The sequence below is a fragment of the Paenibacillus zeisoli genome (assembly GCF_003994465.1).
Lineage (GTDB): Bacteria > Bacillota > Bacilli > Paenibacillales > Paenibacillaceae > Fontibacillus > Fontibacillus zeisoli.
The window spans coordinates 1-17,398 of the sequence record NZ_RZNX01000005.1 but is presented as its reverse complement, the minus strand read 5'-3'; the positions used below and the strand labels follow the sequence as shown (position 1 = coordinate 17,398).

Annotated in this window: 16 protein-coding genes and 1 pseudogene; 2 read left to right on the top strand and 15 right to left on the bottom strand. The window is 47.2% G+C overall.

The features are described from left to right. Positions 1-10 precede the first annotated feature (10 nt). The 11 genes from fliF to sucC form a co-directional block, all read right to left on the bottom strand. The gene (gene fliF, locus EJP77_RS12855) at positions 11-1,606 is read right to left on the bottom strand and encodes a flagellar basal-body MS-ring/collar protein FliF (protein WP_127199655.1); all 1,596 of its coding nucleotides are present in this window, start codon (positions 1,604-1,606) and stop codon (positions 11-13) included. 35 nt (positions 1,607-1,641) lie between these two features. After that, positions 1,642-1,950, bottom strand: coding sequence for a flagellar hook-basal body complex protein FliE (fliE, locus tag EJP77_RS12850; protein ID WP_127199654.1), 309 nt, complete (start codon positions 1,948-1,950; stop codon positions 1,642-1,644). Positions 1,951-1,980: 30 nt separating this feature from the next. After that, a complete protein-coding gene (gene flgC / locus EJP77_RS12845; protein WP_127199653.1) occupies positions 1,981-2,433 on the bottom strand; it encodes a flagellar basal body rod protein FlgC in 453 nt (150 codons plus the stop codon). Positions 2,434-2,435: 2 nt separating this feature from the next. Further along, a complete protein-coding gene (gene flgB, locus EJP77_RS12840) occupies positions 2,436-2,846 on the bottom strand; it encodes a flagellar basal body rod protein FlgB (protein WP_127199652.1) in 411 nt (136 codons plus the stop codon). A gap of 378 nt (positions 2,847-3,224) precedes the next feature. Further along, positions 3,225-4,631 carry an ATP-dependent protease ATPase subunit HslU gene (gene hslU, locus EJP77_RS12835; protein ID WP_127199651.1) on the bottom strand — a complete coding sequence of 469 codons (1,407 nt, stop codon included), beginning with the start codon at positions 4,629-4,631 and terminating at the stop codon, positions 3,225-3,227. Between the two features lie 31 nt (positions 4,632-4,662). Next, a complete protein-coding gene (hslV, locus tag EJP77_RS12830; protein ID WP_127199650.1) occupies positions 4,663-5,205 on the bottom strand; it encodes an ATP-dependent protease subunit HslV in 543 nt (180 codons plus the stop codon). Positions 5,206-5,300: 95 nt separating this feature from the next. Continuing rightward, a complete protein-coding gene (trmFO, locus tag EJP77_RS12825; protein WP_425464240.1) occupies positions 5,301-6,626 on the bottom strand; it encodes a methylenetetrahydrofolate--tRNA-(uracil(54)-C(5))-methyltransferase (FADH(2)-oxidizing) TrmFO in 1,326 nt (441 codons plus the stop codon). A 40-nt stretch (positions 6,627-6,666) separates the two neighbouring features. Further along, a complete protein-coding gene (gene topA, locus EJP77_RS12820; RefSeq protein WP_127199649.1) occupies positions 6,667-8,766 on the bottom strand; it encodes a type I DNA topoisomerase in 2,100 nt (699 codons plus the stop codon). Positions 8,767-8,854: 88 nt separating this feature from the next. Next, positions 8,855-9,940, bottom strand: coding sequence for a DNA-processing protein DprA (gene dprA, locus EJP77_RS12815; RefSeq protein WP_127199648.1), 1,086 nt, complete (start codon positions 9,938-9,940; stop codon positions 8,855-8,857). Positions 9,941-10,155: 215 nt separating this feature from the next. Next, entirely contained in the window at positions 10,156-11,085 is a 930-nt protein-coding gene (sucD, locus tag EJP77_RS12810) for a succinate--CoA ligase subunit alpha (RefSeq protein WP_127199647.1), read from the bottom strand. Positions 11,086-11,112: 27 nt separating this feature from the next. Then, the gene (gene sucC / locus EJP77_RS12805) at positions 11,113-12,273 is read right to left on the bottom strand and encodes an ADP-forming succinate--CoA ligase subunit beta (RefSeq protein WP_127199646.1); all 1,161 of its coding nucleotides are present in this window, start codon (positions 12,271-12,273) and stop codon (positions 11,113-11,115) included. 420 nt (positions 12,274-12,693) lie between these two features. Here sucC and EJP77_RS12800 point away from each other — a divergent pair, with 420 nt between their 5' ends. Both EJP77_RS12800 and EJP77_RS12795 read left to right on the top strand, forming a co-directional pair. Continuing rightward, complete coding sequence (locus EJP77_RS12800; protein ID WP_127199645.1) at positions 12,694-14,277, top strand: YifB family Mg chelatase-like AAA ATPase; 1,584 nt, start codon at positions 12,694-12,696, stop codon at positions 14,275-14,277. Positions 14,278-14,646: 369 nt separating this feature from the next. Next, the gene (locus EJP77_RS12795) at positions 14,647-15,333 is read left to right on the top strand and encodes a hypothetical protein (RefSeq protein ID WP_127199644.1); all 687 of its coding nucleotides are present in this window, start codon (positions 14,647-14,649) and stop codon (positions 15,331-15,333) included. Positions 15,334-15,484: 151 nt separating this feature from the next. Here EJP77_RS12795 and EJP77_RS12790 read toward each other — a convergent pair whose 3' ends face one another. The 4 genes and pseudogenes from EJP77_RS12790 to EJP77_RS20690 all read right to left on the bottom strand — a co-directional run. Further along, positions 15,485-15,988, bottom strand: coding sequence for a DinB family protein (locus EJP77_RS12790; RefSeq protein WP_127199643.1), 504 nt, complete (start codon positions 15,986-15,988; stop codon positions 15,485-15,487). 32 nt (positions 15,989-16,020) lie between these two features. Continuing rightward, positions 16,021-16,419 carry a YraN family protein gene (locus EJP77_RS12785; RefSeq protein WP_127199642.1) on the bottom strand — a complete coding sequence of 133 codons (399 nt, stop codon included), beginning with the start codon at positions 16,417-16,419 and terminating at the stop codon, positions 16,021-16,023. Beyond that, positions 16,409-16,717: an EscU/YscU/HrcU family type III secretion system export apparatus switch protein gene (locus EJP77_RS12780; protein WP_127199641.1), complete on the bottom strand. Its 309-nt coding sequence runs from the start codon at positions 16,715-16,717 to the stop codon at positions 16,409-16,411. Before EJP77_RS12780 ends, EJP77_RS12785 begins: the two co-directional genes overlap by 11 nt. Further along, a pseudogene (locus EJP77_RS20690) lies at positions 16,714-17,398 on the bottom strand (flagellar hook-length control protein FliK); the annotation flags it as partial. The gene EJP77_RS12780 and the pseudogene EJP77_RS20690, both read right to left, overlap by 4 nt.

Sequence of the window (17,398 nt, the reverse complement as noted above, 5' to 3'; positions counted from 1 at the left end):
ACGTTCACCTCTATTCATCAGCCAGCCAAGTCCGAAGAAGGTTAACGAACTCATCCGGTTTTTTCTTAGCCAACGTTTCCAGCTGCTTGCGTACTTGATTTTCATTAGTAATCGAATCCAGGTTAATGGATGGAAACTCTGTTGGCATGGCCAGAGGAACATCTTCTTCGATCTCTTCATCTTGATTGCGGCGGCGCCGATAAATTAAGTATCCGATACCCGCTCCGGCCAGCAGAAGCGCTGCACCGATTCCCCAGACCATCGGACTGGCTAAGCTCAGACCACTTTGTGATGCACTGTCTGTCTGGAAGGCTTGGGAGAATACCGAAACTTTCTTAGCCAAGTCAGTATCCGTATAAGTAGTGCCAGAATCCGCTAGATATGAAGCTACAATGTTCTTCAACACATTCTGGATAGCATCCTGTGTAGGCTGATCCAAAGAATTTTTTCCCGCAGGTGGTTCAACCATCACGTTTATGGTTAAATCTTTTACTGTATAGGGACTTTGCACAATTTCCTTGCTAATTCGGTTGACCTCGTAGTTGATTGTAGAAGTACTTTCATCCGATGAGGTGTCCGAAGAAGAAGTAGATCCCGGATAACCAGGCACATCCGTTTGACCTGTACCTGATACTCCACCGCTGGCAGGTGTTCCTTTACCTGTATAGCTTTTTTGGATCTTTTGAGCGCTGATCTCAATCCCTTTCATGTTCTCAGTATCAACCGGCGTTACCAGGTTTTCTTTCTGGCTTACCTGATCGAAATTGAGTTTGGAGGCTACCAGTACATTTATCTTGTCCGGGCCAGTCAGCCTGGAGAGAAATTGTTGGACACTCTGACGCACATCGTTCTCGAACTTCTTCTGAAGTGTCATATTCTCCGATACAGCACCGGTTAGACTTCCCGCCTTTCCTCCGTTCTTTCCCGTTGCAAGTAACTCACTGTCATCACTGCTTTGGATCGTAATATTCTCGACTGGAAGATTTGGCACAGCAGTTTTAATCAGATTATAGTATCCATCAATCGCGCCTTGATCAGGACGAAATCCCGGTTTGAAGCTCAGAACCACGGAGGCCGAAGCCTTCTCCTGCTCATCTGGACTTGCAAATACATTCTCAGCAGGCAGATTAATGAGCACCTTCGCTCCACTGACACCCTGCATATTTGTAAGCAGCTGCTCTACTTCCCCGTTGAGGGCTGTCTTGTACTTCACATTAAATTCGTTATCTGTCATTCCAATTGGAGAAGACGTTGTACCGAACGTTCCCGCGAAACCAATTGAGCCATTCTTAACAATCCCCTGGGAACCCACATCTACTTTTGCTCTGGCAGCCTGTGTACTTGGTACCGAGATGCTTTTTCCATCTGCACTTAATTGGTATGGAATATTACCCGTTTCCAGATAGTTAATAATTCCGGCAGCATCCGTAGAATCCAGATTAGTAAAAGCTACTTCGTATTGTGTCTTGGAGAACTGCATTGTTAAGAGAATGATGGCAAGCAGAATGATAGATACGGTGGATATTAATAAAGTTTTTTGTTTTTTCGTAAAATGGTTCCAGTACTGGCTTATTCTTTCTCTGTACTGGGCAATTCTCTCATTCACATCGTCACCTCATCCGAAACTTTTGCTAAATTGAATTACATTTGCGTTCGCATAATCTCCTGGTAAGCTTCGATTACCTTGTTCCGGACTTGCGAAGTGAGCTGCAAACTCAATAAAGCCTGTTCAGAAGCGACCATGACTTGATCCATATCAACCTGACCGGTTAAATACTTTTCTCCCATTTTTTGGGCGTTCTGTTCCTGGTTTGCGACACCGTCAATAGCGTCCTTGAGGAAAGAGCCAAAGTCTTTGACCGTCTCTGACGGGGTGGCTGGTGTTGATTTGACTTGGTTTTGAACCAATTCAAGTGGTTTTATCGCACTTGCGACTGTACTTTGAATCATAAGACACTCTCCTTACCTGTTCTATTTGGTCTATTTCCCTATTTGCAGCGCTTTGGATTCCATAGATTTAGATGCGTTCAATGCTGTAACGTTAGCTTCATAAGAACGGGTTGCCGAGATCATGTCCACCATTTCTTTAAGCACATCTACATTTGGCATATATACATAGCCGTCTTTATCAGCATCAGGACTCGTAGGATTATATACTGGCTTGAAAGCCGTCTGATCTTCTTGGATCGCACTAACCTTCACTCCCTGGCCAGCCGATGGTTGCCCGCTTACTGCTGAATTCAGCATCTTGCCGAACTCGGTTTCGTTTGGACTCAATACTACCATTTTCCGTCGATACGGAACGGCCTGTCCGTTCTCCACTTTAGCCCGTGTTGTTTCTGCATTGGCAATGTTAGAAGAGATCACATCCATCCGAAGCCTTTGAGCAGTTAGTGCTGAAGAACTAATATCAAAGCTGCTGTTAAGTCTCAAATTTAAGCTCTCCCTTCTACTGCAGTCCGCATCATTTTGATACGGCTGTTCATCTGCTCAATATAGGCGTTATATCTAAGTTGATTCTCTGCTAGTGACGACATCTCGGAGTCTATATCAACATTGTTCATATTGTTGTTCATGGCAGTAGATTGATCTGTGGTTATCAATGTATCTGGAACGTTATTAACGGGCCCAATAGCAAAGTGCTTGGGGTCTGTTTGCCTGCCCCGGAGTACTATTGTACCGTCTTCTACCTGACTTTGCAGCAAGCTCTCGAAAGAAACTTCTGATCTTTTAAAATATGGAGTGTCCACATTCGCGATATTGTTGGCAATGACGCTTTGTCTGGTGTTTGCAGCCTTCAATGCGCCTTCCAATCTATCAAACCCTACCCCATTTAATAACTGCACATCCATGCCCCCCAAAAAGATGAAATATGACCTAATTATTCTGTAATACATCTTTCCATATCTTACGCTAAAAATCCTCTAATTTCGACATTTTTTTCTACTTTCTATCTCTTTCCATTGGCCTATTATAGCAAAAACACTAATAATGTCATATATCCTAAGTTTCGTAGAGAATGGCCTATAATACAATGAGAAAAAAGCCCTATTTTTTTAAAAAATTTGGTAATTTATTATAATTATAGCTAAAATCTAATTTCTTTCTTTCAAAACCGCTAAAAATCGACATTCAGATTCCTTGGTATTTCGGCAAAAGAAAAACCGACCCTTAAGTCCCGGAAAGCAGGACCTTGGTCGGTAACTAACTTCATTTACTTCATTCTATAAGATATATTGGCTTAAGTCCCGGTTCTTGGCAATATCACCCAGCTTTTCGATTACATATTGTGGGGTGATCACCATTTTATCAAGCGTGAGCTCGGGAGCCTCAAAAGACAAATCCTCAAGCAGTTTCTCGAGTATAGTGTGCAGTCTTCTGGCACCTATGTTCTCTGTGTTCGCATTCACAGCTGCGGCAATATTGGCAATCTCTCGAATGGCTTCGCTTGAGAATTCAATTTCAATATCTTCTGTACGCAGAAGATCGATATACTGTTTGGTTAAGGCATTCTGCGGTTCCGTTAATATCGACACAAAATCCTCTAAAGTCAGACTGCTGAGTTCAACGCGGATGGGAAAACGGCCTTGCAGCTCAGGGATCAAATCCGATGGCTTAGCCACATGAAAAGCCCCTGCGGCAATAAACAGAACATAGTCGGTCTTCACCGGACCATATTTGGTCATTATGGTTGAACCTTCAACAATCGGAAGGATATCGCGCTGTACCCCTTCTCTTGATACATCGGGACCGGAGCCTTGACCCCGGCTCGCTACTTTATCAATCTCATCGATAAAGATAATTCCGGACTGCTCCGCTCTGCTGATTGACTCCTGCACGACATCATCGTGATCAATCAGCTTGTTAGCCTCTTCCTGAATTAGCACTTTACGCGCTTCCTTTACGGTAAGCTTCCGTCTCTTCGTCCGCTTAGGCATGAAGCTTCCGAACATCTCCTGCATATTCATCCCAAGCTGATCGTTCCCCTGCCCGGCGAACATGTCGAGCATATTCGGCGCGTTGTCCTCTACATCGATTTCTACAGTCTCATTCTCAAGCTGCCCGGCAAGCAGATTGAATCTTACTTTCCGGCGTTTCTCTGTAATTTCGCTGTCCTGCTCTGCGTTATCTTCATTTACCTGGTTTGCGCCCTGATTCTGATTTCCGAACAGCATTTCAAAAGGATTGCGCTGACTCTTGTTCTTGCTAGGAGAAGGGACAAGAATGTGAACAAGACGCTCATTGGCAAGCTCCTCGGCTTTATCCTTCACTTTCTCTGTACGTTCCTGCTTCACCATGCGGATAGCAGTCTCTACCAGATCGCGAACCATAGATTCTACATCTCGACCCACATATCCTACTTCTGTGAACTTTGTAGCCTCGACTTTGACAAAAGGGGCACCAACCAGCTTGGCTAACCTGCGTGCAATTTCAGTCTTTCCCACACCCGTTGGACCCATCATCAAGATATTCTTTGGTACAATTTCATCGCGGACCTCGTCGCCAAGAAGATTACGGCGGTAACGATTACGCAGCGCGACAGCTACCGATTTCTTTGCCTGCTTTTGTCCCACAATGTATTTGTCCAGCTCAGCAACAATCTGTCTGGGGGTTAATGCCTGATTCGTCATCTAAAGTCCCTCCTTGGCTCTCTATATCTACTTACAGTTCTTCTACGATAATATTCCCGTTCGTGTATACACAGATCTCAGAGGCTACCTTCAGCGACTCTCTGGCCATATCCTTCGCATCCAGGTTGGAAGCATGACGCTTGAGTGCTCTGGCTGCCGACAAGGCAAAGTTACCACCTGAGCCAATGGCCAGGACATCGTCATCCGGTTCAATAATCTCTCCTCGGCCCGAAATGAGCAGCATGCCCGTCTTATCCATAACAATCATCAGGGCTTCCAATTTGCGCAGCACCCTGTCTTGGCGCCAATCCTTAGCCAGTTCAACAGCTGCCCGCTGAAGATTCCCATGATGCTCTTCAAGCTTGCCCTCAAATTTCTCAAACAAAGTAATAGCATCCGCTACGGATCCGGCAAATCCAGCAACTACCTGACCTCTGTACAATCTTCTTACCTTCTTAGCCGTCTGCTTCATGATGACACTCTCACCAAAGGTTACCTGACCATCCCCTGCGATAGCTCCCTTGCCATTATGGCGAACTGCACAAATTGTTGTTGCATGAAAAGACATTTCCATGGATATCACCTCATCTTACTTTATGATTGAACATATATTTTCAAGACTGAAAACAGATACACCGCCCTATGAGTTAGGACGGCAACTGGTTGTTGTTATATAGACTCACTGTTTATGAACTTCTCGAGACTGCTCAGCGCACGCCGGGCAAGGGCCTCATTCTTCTCACTTTTCTTCCTGTACCTCTCTTCTAGCTTAGGGAAAAGTCCAAAGTTCGCATTCATAGGTTGAAAATGTTTGAAATCAGCCGTTGTAATATAACGGGCCATACTTCCAAGGGTGGTATCCTCCGGGAACACAATGCCTTCCTGCTCCCTAGCTGCTCTCGCAGCATTAATTCCGGCAATCAGCCCTGAGGCCGCCGACTCTACATAGCCTTCTACCCCAGTCATTTGACCTGCAAAAAACAGCTTCGGACGCTTCTTGGTCTGATATGTAGGCTCAAGCAGAGTAGGAGAATTAATGAACGTATTACGATGCATTACTCCGTAACGAACAAATTCTGCGTTCTCCAGGCCCGGAATCATGGAGAAGACCCGCTTCTGCTCTCCCCATTTCAAATGGGTCTGGAAGCCGACCAGGTTATACAAGGTTCCAGCAGCATTATCCTGGCGCAGCTGAACTACCGCATGCGGCAGTGTTCCGGTGTGCGGATTCTTCAGACCAACCGGCTTCATCGGTCCGAACAAGGCAGTCTGCTTGCCGCGTCTCATCATAATTTCGATCGGCATGCAGCCCTCGAAATAGATTTCCTTCTCAAACTCTTTTACCTGGGCAACTTCTGCAGTAATCAGAGCCTCATAGAAGGCATCGAATTCTTGCTCGGTCATCGGACAGTTAAGGTAAGCGGCCTCACCTTTGTCATACCGGGAAGCCAGATACACTTTCTCCATGTCTATGGAGTCTTTCTCAACAATGGGAGCAGCCGCATCATAGAAGTAGAAGTATTCTTCACCCGTCAGCCCTTTAATTTGTTCGGATAGCGCTGGTGAGGTTAGAGGGCCGGTAGCAATGACAACGATCCCCTCAGTAGGGATCTCCGTTAATTCTTCATTAACTACGGTAACCAAAGGGTGCTCGTGAAGTGTTCGCGTAATATCTCCGGAGAACCCGTCACGGTCTACCGCGAGAGCTCCTCCAGCCGGAACTGCGTTCTTATCTGCTGAACTAAGTACGAGGGAGTTAAGCCTACGCATTTCTTCTTTCAGAACACCCACCGCATTGGTAAGACCGTTCGCCCGAAGTGAGTTGCTGCACACCAATTCAGCGAACTTGTCGGTATGGTGCGCAGGTGTCTTCACAACCGGCCGCATTTCATATAAAGTCACCGGGATACCGCGGCTTGCAATCTGCCAGGCTGCTTCACTGCCTGCCAGACCTGCTCCGATTACGGTAACCCTTGCCTGATCTGTCAATTTCATAACCTCCTACAATATTGCCAAGCCATTCAGAAATGAATGTTCACTCGGATGCATCGTCGTCATTTTCTTCAACTGCTTCTGTATAGTCGCACCCCGTGCACTGAAGCTTCGTCCCTTGCTTATTGCGTTTCTCAATCAGCAGAGAACCACACTGTGGACAAGGCTTGGGTGATGGCTTATCCCAAGATACAAAATCGCATTCCGGATAACGATCACATCCGTAGAATACCCGCCCTTTTTTGCTGCGGCGTTCCACCACATGCCCTTCTTTACATTTCGGACAGGTCACACCAATATCCTTGATAATCGGCTTCGTATTTCGGCAGTCCGGGAAGCCCGAACAAGCCAGGAATTTACCAAATCTTCCGAGCTTGTAGACAAGCGGCTTGCCGCATTTCTCACAAATCTCATCAGAGACTTCATCCTCGATCTCAATTTCTTTCATCTCTTCTTCCGCTACCTCAAGGCGCTTCTCGAAGGACTCGTAAAATTCACTCAGCACTTTGACCCAGTCTTCCTCGCCTTCCTCGACATGGTCAAGATCACCTTCCATATGTGCGGTAAATTCCACATCAAGAATTTCAGGGAAGAACTGCTCCATTTGTTCAATTACCAGTTCGCCAAGCTCCGTAGGCATGAATTTCTTCTCTTCGATAGCTACGTAACCACGTTTTTGGATGGTCTCCAGAGTTGGCGCATACGTACTCGGGCGTCCTATTCCAAGCTCTTCCAACGTCTTGACCAGACGGGCCTCTGTGTACCTTGGAGGCGGCTGGGTAAAATGCTGCTTCGGATCAATATGATCAGTCTCCAGCACATTCCCTGTCTTCAGTGGAGGGAGGAATTTGTCGTCATCTGTTGTTCCATCGTCATTTCCTTCCACGTAGACCTTCATGAAACCATGAAATCTTACCTTGGATCCTACTGCCCGGAAAGTCGCATCTCCAGCAGCAATATCCACAGAAAGCGTATCCAGAACGGCAGAAGCCATCTGGCTGGCCATGAACCGTTCCCATACCAGCTTATAGAGTCTATATTGGTCCCTGCTCAGGAAAGATTTAATAGAATCAGGATCGCGCAGCGCAGAAGTTGGACGAATGGCTTCGTGAGCCTCCTGGGCATTGGCTGCTTTCTTGGAGTATTGGCGCGGTGATTCAGGCACAAATTTATCGCCATATTTATCAAGAATGTAGGCCTTTGCCTCTTCTTGTGCAGAAACAGCAATTCGTGTAGAGTCTGTACGCATGTAGGTGATCAGACCCACGGTACCTTCCTTGCCAAGTTCTACGCCCTCGTATAACTGCTGAGCCACTGACATGGTCTTGGCCGCTCGGAAATTTAGCTTTCTCGCAGCTTCCTGCTGCATCGAGCTCGTTGTGAACGGAGCCGAAGGATGGCGAAGACGTTCCTTCTCCTTTACCTCACTGACCTTGAATGAAGCTCCTTCTATCGCCTGTAATACCTGCTTGACTGCGCCTTCATTTGGCAGCTCCATCTTCTCGCCCTTAAGCCTATGGAATTTAGCCTCGAATGAGGTATCTTCAATCTTTAATGCAGCTGTAATGCTCCAATATTCTTCCGGAACAAACTCAGAAATTTCGTTCTCCCGGTCGAGTATAATCTTGACCGCCACAGATTGAACACGCCCGGCGGACAATCCTTTCTTGACCTTTTTCCATAAAAGAGGACTGATTTTGTATCCTACCAACCGGTCTAGTATACGCCTAGCCTGCTGGGCATTAACCAGATCCATATTAATTTTGCGGGGCGTCTTGAAGGCATCCTTAACCGCATCCTTGGTAATCTCGTTAAACACAACTCGGCAGCTCTTGCTGGCATCTACATCGAGCAGATGGGCCAGATGCCAGGCAATCGCCTCTCCTTCACGATCGGGGTCAGCCGCCAGATAAATATTCTTCACTTTTTTGCTCGCACTTTTCAGTTCCTTCAATATAGAACCCTTGCCGCGGATGGTTATATATTTGGGATTGAAGTCATTCTCAACCTCAACGCCAATTTGACTCTTGGGCAAATCGCGAATGTGACCCATAGACGCTTTCACGATATATTTACTGCCCAGATATTTGCCGATCGTCTTCGCTTTCGCTGGAGACTCGACAATAACTAGTGAATCCGCCATAGGTTCATCCTCCTCTCAAAACACTTTACAGTATACTTTAGCAATGCATTTATAGTTTGATTTGTCACTCATCTAGCCAGTGTCTGAACTATATTATTTTGTAAATAGAACCAGGTAATTGCACGACCTGCTTTTTTATGATTAAAGATAACAGAACTGAATGCAAAAGTCCAAAATCCCATCCGGTTCTTGAGAGCAGTCCATCAAAGCTTAGGGTGCTCTGCTCCAACATATGGTATATGTGCTGCTCCTGTTCTGTCAACTTGTTTCCTTCTGACGATATTTCTTTCATGGATGTGTCTTGAACCATCGCAACCCCGTACTCTTCTAAAATATCCTCTGCCGAGGTCACAAGCTTAGCCCCCTGCTTAATTAAGCCAAGGGTGCCGCTGCTCTTTGGAGAGGTTATCTGTCCAGGAACGGCGAACACATCCCGGTTGGCTTCCATGGCTGAATCCGCAGTAATTAGCGAGCCGCTCCGGACATCAGCTTCAACCACCAGTGTCCCTCGGGTAAGTCCGGCAATAATCCGGTTACGCTGAGGAAATAGCCCCGGATGTGCAGGTGTTCCGATAGGGTATTCTGACACTATAAGCCCATCAGCAGAAATCTGACGGTATAACGCCGTATGCTCAGAAGGATACGCTGTATCAATTGCGGTGCCAAGTACTGCGATCGTTGCTCCACCACAGCGGAGGGCTGCTTCATGACAGACCCCATCAATCCCTCTAGCCATCCCGCTCACAATAGTCACATTGTGCCTGCACAATTCAGCGGTTAGCAGCTCTGCAACTTTCCGCCCATAGGCTGTAGGCACTCTTGTGCCAACCATTGCAATCGAGAACGAAGTCAGCAGACTCCTGTGTCCAATTAGGTACATTACCCAGGGAGGGCGAACGGTTTCCTTCATTAATAGAGGATAATCCTCGTCCAGACGGGTTATCACTTGTATCCCTTTTCTATGAATTAATTCCTCTCTTTGCTCCAGCCAGGTCTCGGTGAATGGACCTGCCATTTTGATCGCTTGCGACTCGGTTAGGCCACAGTCCACCCAGTCTGAAGCTGTAAACTCGGCAGCATTCTCCCAGCTGCCCGTTTCAAGAATTCGCTCTATGCTCTTCCACCCGATCCCAGGGCTCTCGTGAAGTCCAATCAGTACTCTCCTCTTCATCATATCCAATTTTTACTCCTCCTTTTTAATTAACACACCAGACCTATTGATTCGCTCCCGAACTAAAACAGCTATAAGCATTGGTTCACCAAATATGGGCAACAAAAAAAGCAACCTTCTTCCCGTCATCGAGAAAGAAGGTTGCTTACCTTTAGACAAAGTATAGCATATATTGGAAGTTCAATTCTAATTCAAATTACACATTGGACAGGATTGTCTTAATGTGTCGTACACTGGCTAAGAATGCCGCGCTCTTCAAGTACAGTCACCAGCGTTGAGCCCATTTCGGCTGGAGTTGGAGCTACTTTAATGCCGCAGGATTCAAGCTTGGCGATCTTTTCTTTGGCTGTACCTTTACCACCGGAAATAATCGCACCCGCATGACCCATACGTTTGCCTGGAGGAGCAGTTACGCCGCCAATAAAGCCAACGACTGGCTTTTTCATGTTATCACGTACCCATTCTGCCGCTTCTTCTTCGGCCGTCCCGCCAATTTCACCGATCATAATTACGGCATGAGTATCCGGATCTTCGTTAAATCTAGATAGAATGTCGATGAATTCGGAGCCTTTCACCGGGTCACCGCCGATACCCACGGCAGAAGACTGGCCAATACCGCGAGTCGTCAATTGATGAACCGCTTCATAGGTAAGCGTACCACTACGGGAGACAACTCCCACATGACCTGGGGTATGGATATACCCTGGCATGATCCCGATTTTGCATTCGCCTGGTGTGATTACTCCTGGACAGTTCGGTCCGATCAGTACGGTGTTCTTGCCTTCCATGTAGCGTTTCACTTTCACCATATCCAGTACAGGAATACCTTCTGTAATACAGATAACAAGCTCCATCTCTGCATCCACAGCTTCCATAATGGAGTCCGCAGCATAAGCTGGCGGAACATAGATGACGTGTGCAGTGGCACCCGTTGCTTCTTTGGCTTCACGAATCGAGTTGAAGATCGGCAGAGTTACGGTCTCGCCGTTCTCAAGTGTAATGTCAATACTTGTACCGCCTTTGCCCGGAGTCACACCTCCGACCATTTGCGTGCCATATTCAAGCCCGCCTCTTGTATGATACAGTCCGGTTGCTCCCGTAATACCTGAGGTGGTGACTTTCGTATTTTTATCGACCAAAATACTCATATCCAAAGCCTCCTTCTAAATTCCGTATTATGATACGAGCTCTACGATCTTGCGGGCACCATCAGCCATGGAATCCGCAGAGACAATAGCAAGTCCCGATTCAGCCAAGATATTCTTACCTAGTTCGACATTTGTTCCTTCAAGTCGAACCACGAGCGGACGATCCAGTGAAACCTGTTTAGCCGCTTCAACAATCCCTTCAGCGATAACATCACAACGCATGATTCCACCGAATATATTAACGAAGATACCCTTAACTTTGCTGTCGGACAGAATAATCTTGAACGCTTCGGTTACTTTCTCTGCTGTTGCACCGCCCCCTACGTCGAGGAAGTTGGCAGGGTCGCCGCCATAGTATTTGATAATATCCATTGTAGCCATGGCAAGGCCAGCTCCGTTAACCATACAGCCGATATTCCCATCAAGAGCGATGTAGCTGAGATCAAATTTGGACGCTTCAATCTCCTTCGCATCCTCTTCTTCCAGATCGCGAAGTTCAAGAATATCCTTATGGCGGAACAGTGCATTGGAGTCAAAGTTAAGCTTGGCATCCAGCGCCATAACTTCGCCATCTCCTGTAACTACAAGCGGATTAATCTCTGCAATAGAGCAGTCCTTCTCAATGAAAGCGGTATATAGGGCCAGCATGAATTTTACAGCTTTGTTCACCAGTTCGTTCGGAATGTTGATCGCGTATGCTAATCTGCGGGCCTGAAATACTTGAAGCCCAACAGCCGGATCCACCACTTCTTTGAAAATTTTCTCTGGCGTTGCTGCCGCAACTTCTTCAATCTCCGTGCCGCCTTCCTCAGAAGCCATAAGCACGACACGTCCGGTTGCACGATCAACAACCACACCGACGTAATATTCCTTACGGATGTCACAACCCTGCTCGATCAGCAGGCGTTTCACTTCTTTGCCTTCTGGCCCAGTCTGGTGCGTTACCAGTACTTTGCCAAGGATTTCATTTGCATAGTTACGAACTTCATCCAAATTCTTCGCTACTTTGACGCCGCCAGCCTTACCGCGGCCACCAGCATGTATTTGAGCCTTCACCACGACCACTGGGCTGCCCAGTGCTTCGGCTGCTTCCACGGCTTCATCCACCGTAAATGCCACCCGTCCTTGCGGAACGGTCACTCCATATTGCTTCAGGACTTCTTTTCCTTGATATTCATGGATATTCATTCTAGAATCCTCCTATCAACGGGCGGTTATTAAGGGTATAAGAAATTCCATATAATTTCAAACCCACAATATTGTATCATGTTTTTAAAACGCTTTCCTTAAAAAGTTCGGTAATTCTACACTTTTTTTGATATCGTTTTCATCGCGGGATGAGAATGATTCATTTCTTCTCACTAGGATTTGGAAAACTTTTCTACCCCGCCTCTCTAATCCATAGTACAATAGACTCAGCTCTTCACGATAAAGCAGCGGGAACGTTAGTTATCAAAAAACATCATGCCCAGCTTGACTTATTAGAAGAATCATCCAATAATTAATCATACTGTCTTGAATATGAAGGAATGTATAAGGAAGCACCTTTTTCCTCACGGTACCTGGCTAGCATGCCAATAATCCAAAGTGAAAGGGTGTTTTTTTGTTATGTATGGAAAATTGTTCAGCTCGTGCTTGTATGGGATAGACGGTGTAATGATCGAGGTAGAAGTGGATCTGTCCAGCGGAATTCCGCAGACTTCGATTATTGGTCTGCCCGACTCAGCCGTCAGGGAGTCCATAGAGCGAGTGCGCTCAGCCATCAAAAACTGCGGGTATACCTTCCCCATTCAGAGAATCACGATTAATCTGGCTCCCGCAGACTTAAGGAAGGAAGGCTCTGCCTTTGACCTGGCTATTGCCCTGGGACTTCTGACCGCTAGTGGACAGATTACTTTGCCTGATGAGGAGAAAATGCTGATCATAGGAGAGCTGTCCCTCGAAGGCGGGCTGCGCCCCGTGTCTGGCGTACTATCCATGGTAGATTTAGCGAGAAGACAAGGCTTCACCTCCGTTCTGCTTCCAAAGTGCAATGCGGAAGAAGCTCTCCTCCTTGATGGAGTGAAAGTATATGGACTGAGCCATCTGAAAGAGCTTGCACCTGAAGCCGAACTGTCAAAGGGTTCTCAAGGAGGTCCCCTTCATATCGGTTCATTCCACCACTTGAAAATAGAGCCCACTGCCAAGGAGAAATTGGTGAATCACTTCTCCGCCGCACAAGAAGATTACAGCGATGTCCTCGGCCAGTTGCATGTAAAGCGTGCTCTCACGATCGCTGCCGCTGGCATGCACAACATCATTTTGATTGGCCCTCCGGGAACCGGCAAAACTATGCTTATCCGCCGTCTACCCACTATTCTCCCACCTCTGTCCCAGGATGAATCTCTTGAAGTTACAAAGATCTTCAGTGCTGCCGGTAAACTAAAGGAGCCGGAGGCCGGCCTTATTCGTGCCAGACCCTTTCGGTCACCACACCATACAATCTCAGCAGCAGGCATCGTTGGCGGAGGAACCATTCCTAAACCCGGTGAGGTCAGCCTTGCTCATAAGGGAATCCTATTTCTAGACGAGCTGCCTGAGTTCTCACGCGGGGCCCTAGAAGTACTGAGGCAGCCACTTGAAGATCGCGCTGTAACCATAAGCCGAACTAGGGCGGCATTTACCTTCCCGGCTCATTTCATTCTGGCGGCCTCGATGAATCCATGTCCGTGCGGATACTTGGGTGCCGAGCCTCCGCTCCCGCTGTGCACCTGCGGTCCAGGCCGCATTATGCGCTACCGTGACAAAATATCCGGTCCCCTGCTTGACCGGATTGACCTGCAGGTTGAAGTCCCCCGGCCCGCGGATTGGCCTCATGACCCAGCTCCTCTCACATCGGCAGCCATGAGTGAGAAAGTCCAGGCGGCACAGGTGCGGCAGCAGGAGCGCTACAAGAGTTATAACATCTCCTGGAACAGTGAGTTGTCAGGAAGAACCCTGCGCCGGTTCACGCAGCTGAATGGGGAAGCCGAGACATTGATGAGGGCCACCTTCGAAGCTCTTGGATTGAGCATGAGAGCCTATGACCGTATTTTGAAATTGGCGCGGACTATTGCAGATATAGACGATTCTGATGAGATCACTTCCTCTCATGTGGCGGAGGCGATACAGTATAGGCAGTTGGACCGCCGCAGCCGGGATTTGATGGGGTAGCTCGGGTAGCAGGCCTGCATTAAGTCGGAAGATCGGTGATGTAAAAGAAGAGAGGACGTCAGTACCCAAAATCGCTCTTTCGCCCACCTAGTAACCTTAATCCCTTACTGACAATAGCATTCAGAATTTGTCATCAGGCATACTAACTTGTTAATCGAAGGCTCTCTAAATTATTTAACCACAACATATACCAATAAATGAGAATAATTGATAAAATTGGATTACTAGCAACTTGCATGATTGGATATATAGCAAAGTTCCATTTTCGATAAGTGTTGAAATTCCAAGGTTTGTTCCCTCTCATATTGCCAACTGAACTAATGGAAGCACGGTGTACAAGAAATACATAACAAATAGGAGATGAGTTATATGAAGATAAGATACATCTTTGCACTTACCGCATCCCTAATTATTACTGCAATCACCTCTTCAATCATTTACTCCGGTTCAAATGATGTGTGGGTTCCTAAGGAAACGATAAAACGAGAATTTGCCGACTTAAAAAAGAGCCTTGATGAACCACAAGACTCAATGCCTAAATTAGTTATAGGTAAGAACATCGAAATCAGTCAAAAACAATTTAAGTTTTATAAGAGAAATTATGAATTAACAGGTGAACTCACAAGTAACCAGCAAGGAATTACCTCCCAGTCTAAGTTAAATGATAGTGATCTTATAGACAATCTGGTTAAAGAAGAGCTTGCAGTAAATTATGCTAAAACACTAGGTATAACTGTTTCAGAAGAAGAGATCAGTGAGGAAGTTTCTCGAAATCAGGAGGCTATAGACAATCCAGACACAGATAAAGGAAACGAACTAATCAAAGAACTTATGAAAAACCGAATAAAAATAACAGGTTTGACAAAAGAACAATTTTGGAAAAGCAAAGAAACTAGATATGAATATGAAAAAGAAATCTTCCTCGGTAAGCTCGGTATAAAGTTAATCGAGGAAAAGAAAATTAATGAATCTTCTGAAATGAATGCATTTGGAGATTCCCTTTTGGCAGACTATAAGAAACAAAATACTATTAATTATGATGCTCTTATTAAATAAACGATGCCTTTCATAACACCTCTCTTGGGATTCCGGGATAAAGCAGGCTTATCCAGTGAAAGAAGGTTATAAGCAAAAAAAGAGACCCTAAAGCTATAAGCTTCTTTAGAGTCTCTTAGGTACCTCGTTATGTAACCTGCTTAATAAAAGATCACACCACAGGTGGTTCCATTCCAATGGAACTCCATTCTTCCAGGGAAGGCCCGTAAACGCCTGGAACCGGAAGGCCTGCCTGACGCATCAATACCGTCATCTGTCCCCGGTGATGGATCTGATGGCGGATCAGCACCGTAAGTGTGAGCCCTTTAGGCCATGTGTCGCCATACATCTCGTTCGTCTCTGCCAGGGTGCTGTCGGTCCACTGCTGCCTAATGGCTTCACTCAATGCCTTGCTGGCTTGACGGTAGCTTTCAGCAATAGCGCTCGCTGTGGCTGGAACAGGTGCATCCTCATGCGGGGCTTCGAACACAAGACCTGTCCGTGATAACATCTCGTGCAGCGTAGTGACGATATGCCATGCAATCCGCCCTAAAGTCCGATGATTTGGGACAATAGCCTGGGACAAGGATTCATCTGTCAACACATCCAGAATGCTCTCAGTCATTGCACTTTCATGTTTCCAAGATTCCTCAAACGATTTAAGCGTTGTGAACATAGCAACCAGCTCCTTAATAAAAATATATTTTGTTAAAAGGCATTTTCCACATGCTCCATGGATTCAACTCGTCCGTCATGTCCCAGCAGAACAGCGATAACATCGAACCTCACGATCGCATCAGAACAATTCCTGCTATGAAGATACACGGCAGCTGTTGATCTAACCTGGCTTACTTTACGGGGAGTGACCGATTCCATTGCAGTCCCATAAGACAGCGATCTGCTGCTGCGGCTGCGAACCTCCACAAAGACGATTACCCGGCCAAGTTCGGCGATGATATCAATCTCGCCGCTTCGACAGCGCCAGTTCCGCTGAATAATCCGGTAACCCTTATTCATTAAATAGGAAGCCGCCTCATTCTCAGCAAAGCTCCCCCTTTCCTTCCGCAAATCCTTATATTTGCCTTTGCTCCTCAGTTCATTCTCCACGGCTGAGTCCCTTCTCTGCAGCCCGGTCCGACCGGTAGATGAAGCTGAGTATTTCAGCTACCAAAGCATACAGCTCCGGCGGGATCTGCTGATCCAGATCTAGCTTAGATAGCACCTCCACCAGGGCAGCATCCTCCTGAACCGGGATACCGTGCTCTTTCGCTTTCTCCAAAATCCGTTCCGCCAGATGGCCCGTCCCTTTGGCCGCAATGACCGGTGCTTCATGCTCCGAAGGCTCATATTTCAAAGCCACGGCCCGTTTCATAGAAAGATTCCGTTCTTCAAACTTCTCCTTCATATCCGGAAATCTACTCCTTTATAAGCCGGGGGAACATAAAGTGGCGGTACGCTGTCCGCCCCTGGCCTCTTGGATGAGGTATCCATCGGTTCTGCTTTCAAGGACAACAACCTATACCCAGCCGATTCGATGGCGTCTTTGATCTCTTCCTGCCTGTTTTCAATAAAAGCACCTACCATCTCCTGCTCACTGTGTATCTTCAGGATGACCTTCTTGTCAGCAACCTGAACATCCACCATGACCTGGCCAAGGTGCTTCATTTGCAGATCGAACCATAGCCGGCAGTTCGAGGCGTCCAGTTCCCCACGCTTGCCGCGTCTGGACTGGATATGCACGGAAGCCGTCTGATCCCCGTCCGGGCCGGTAAACGGCAGGAACATCGTCATCTGGGCAAAAGGAGCCGTGCGATCGGTGTTCATCAATAGCTGCTGTCCGGTAAGCTGGTTCACCAGCTGCTTCGCGGTATCCTGCAGCTGCGGTGGCAGGTCACTTGAATCAAGCACCTGCATGAGCATGCTCTTGAGCGTCTCCTTAATCGCGGCGGCAGGCTCTGCAGCCGCCGTGGGCACATCCGGCAGCGCCGCAGGGCCTGCGGCCGCCGGGCTTACCGCCGCCGCGGGGCCGCCTGCCGCGGCGTGCCGCTCGTGCTGCCCGGCAGGCACAGCCGCGCCGGGCACCGAC

Bases quoted from the DNA above. Each gene is read 5' to 3' on its own strand.
- EJP77_RS12800 (WP_127199645.1), top strand. From the start codon at position 12,694: ATGTATGGAAAATTGTTCAGCTCGTGCTTGTATGGGATAGACGGTGTA.
- fliE (WP_127199654.1), bottom strand. From the start codon at position 1,950: ATGATTCAAAGTACAGTCGCAAGTGCGATAAAACCACTTGAATTGGTT.
- EJP77_RS12790 (WP_127199643.1), bottom strand. From the start codon at position 15,988: ATGTTCACAACGCTTAAATCGTTTGAGGAATCTTGGAAACATGAAAGT.
- EJP77_RS12795 (WP_127199644.1), top strand. From the start codon at position 14,647: ATGAAGATAAGATACATCTTTGCACTTACCGCATCCCTAATTATTACT.
- hslU (WP_127199651.1), bottom strand. From the start codon at position 4,631: ATGACGAATCAGGCATTAACCCCCAGACAGATTGTTGCTGAGCTGGAC.
- sucC (WP_127199646.1), bottom strand. From the start codon at position 12,273: ATGAATATCCATGAATATCAAGGAAAAGAAGTCCTGAAGCAATATGGA.
- dprA (WP_127199648.1), bottom strand. From the start codon at position 9,940: ATGATGAAGAGGAGAGTACTGATTGGACTTCACGAGAGCCCTGGGATC.
- hslV (WP_127199650.1), bottom strand. From the start codon at position 5,205: ATGGAAATGTCTTTTCATGCAACAACAATTTGTGCAGTTCGCCATAAT.
- EJP77_RS12780 (WP_127199641.1), bottom strand. From the start codon at position 16,717: ATGAAGGAGAAGTTTGAAGAACGGAATCTTTCTATGAAACGGGCCGTG.
- sucD (WP_127199647.1), bottom strand. From the start codon at position 11,085: ATGAGTATTTTGGTCGATAAAAATACGAAAGTCACCACCTCAGGTATT.
- topA (WP_127199649.1), bottom strand. From the start codon at position 8,766: ATGGCGGATTCACTAGTTATTGTCGAGTCTCCAGCGAAAGCGAAGACG.
- trmFO (WP_425464240.1), bottom strand. From the start codon at position 6,626: ATGAAATTGACAGATCAGGCAAGGGTTACCGTAATCGGAGCAGGTCTG.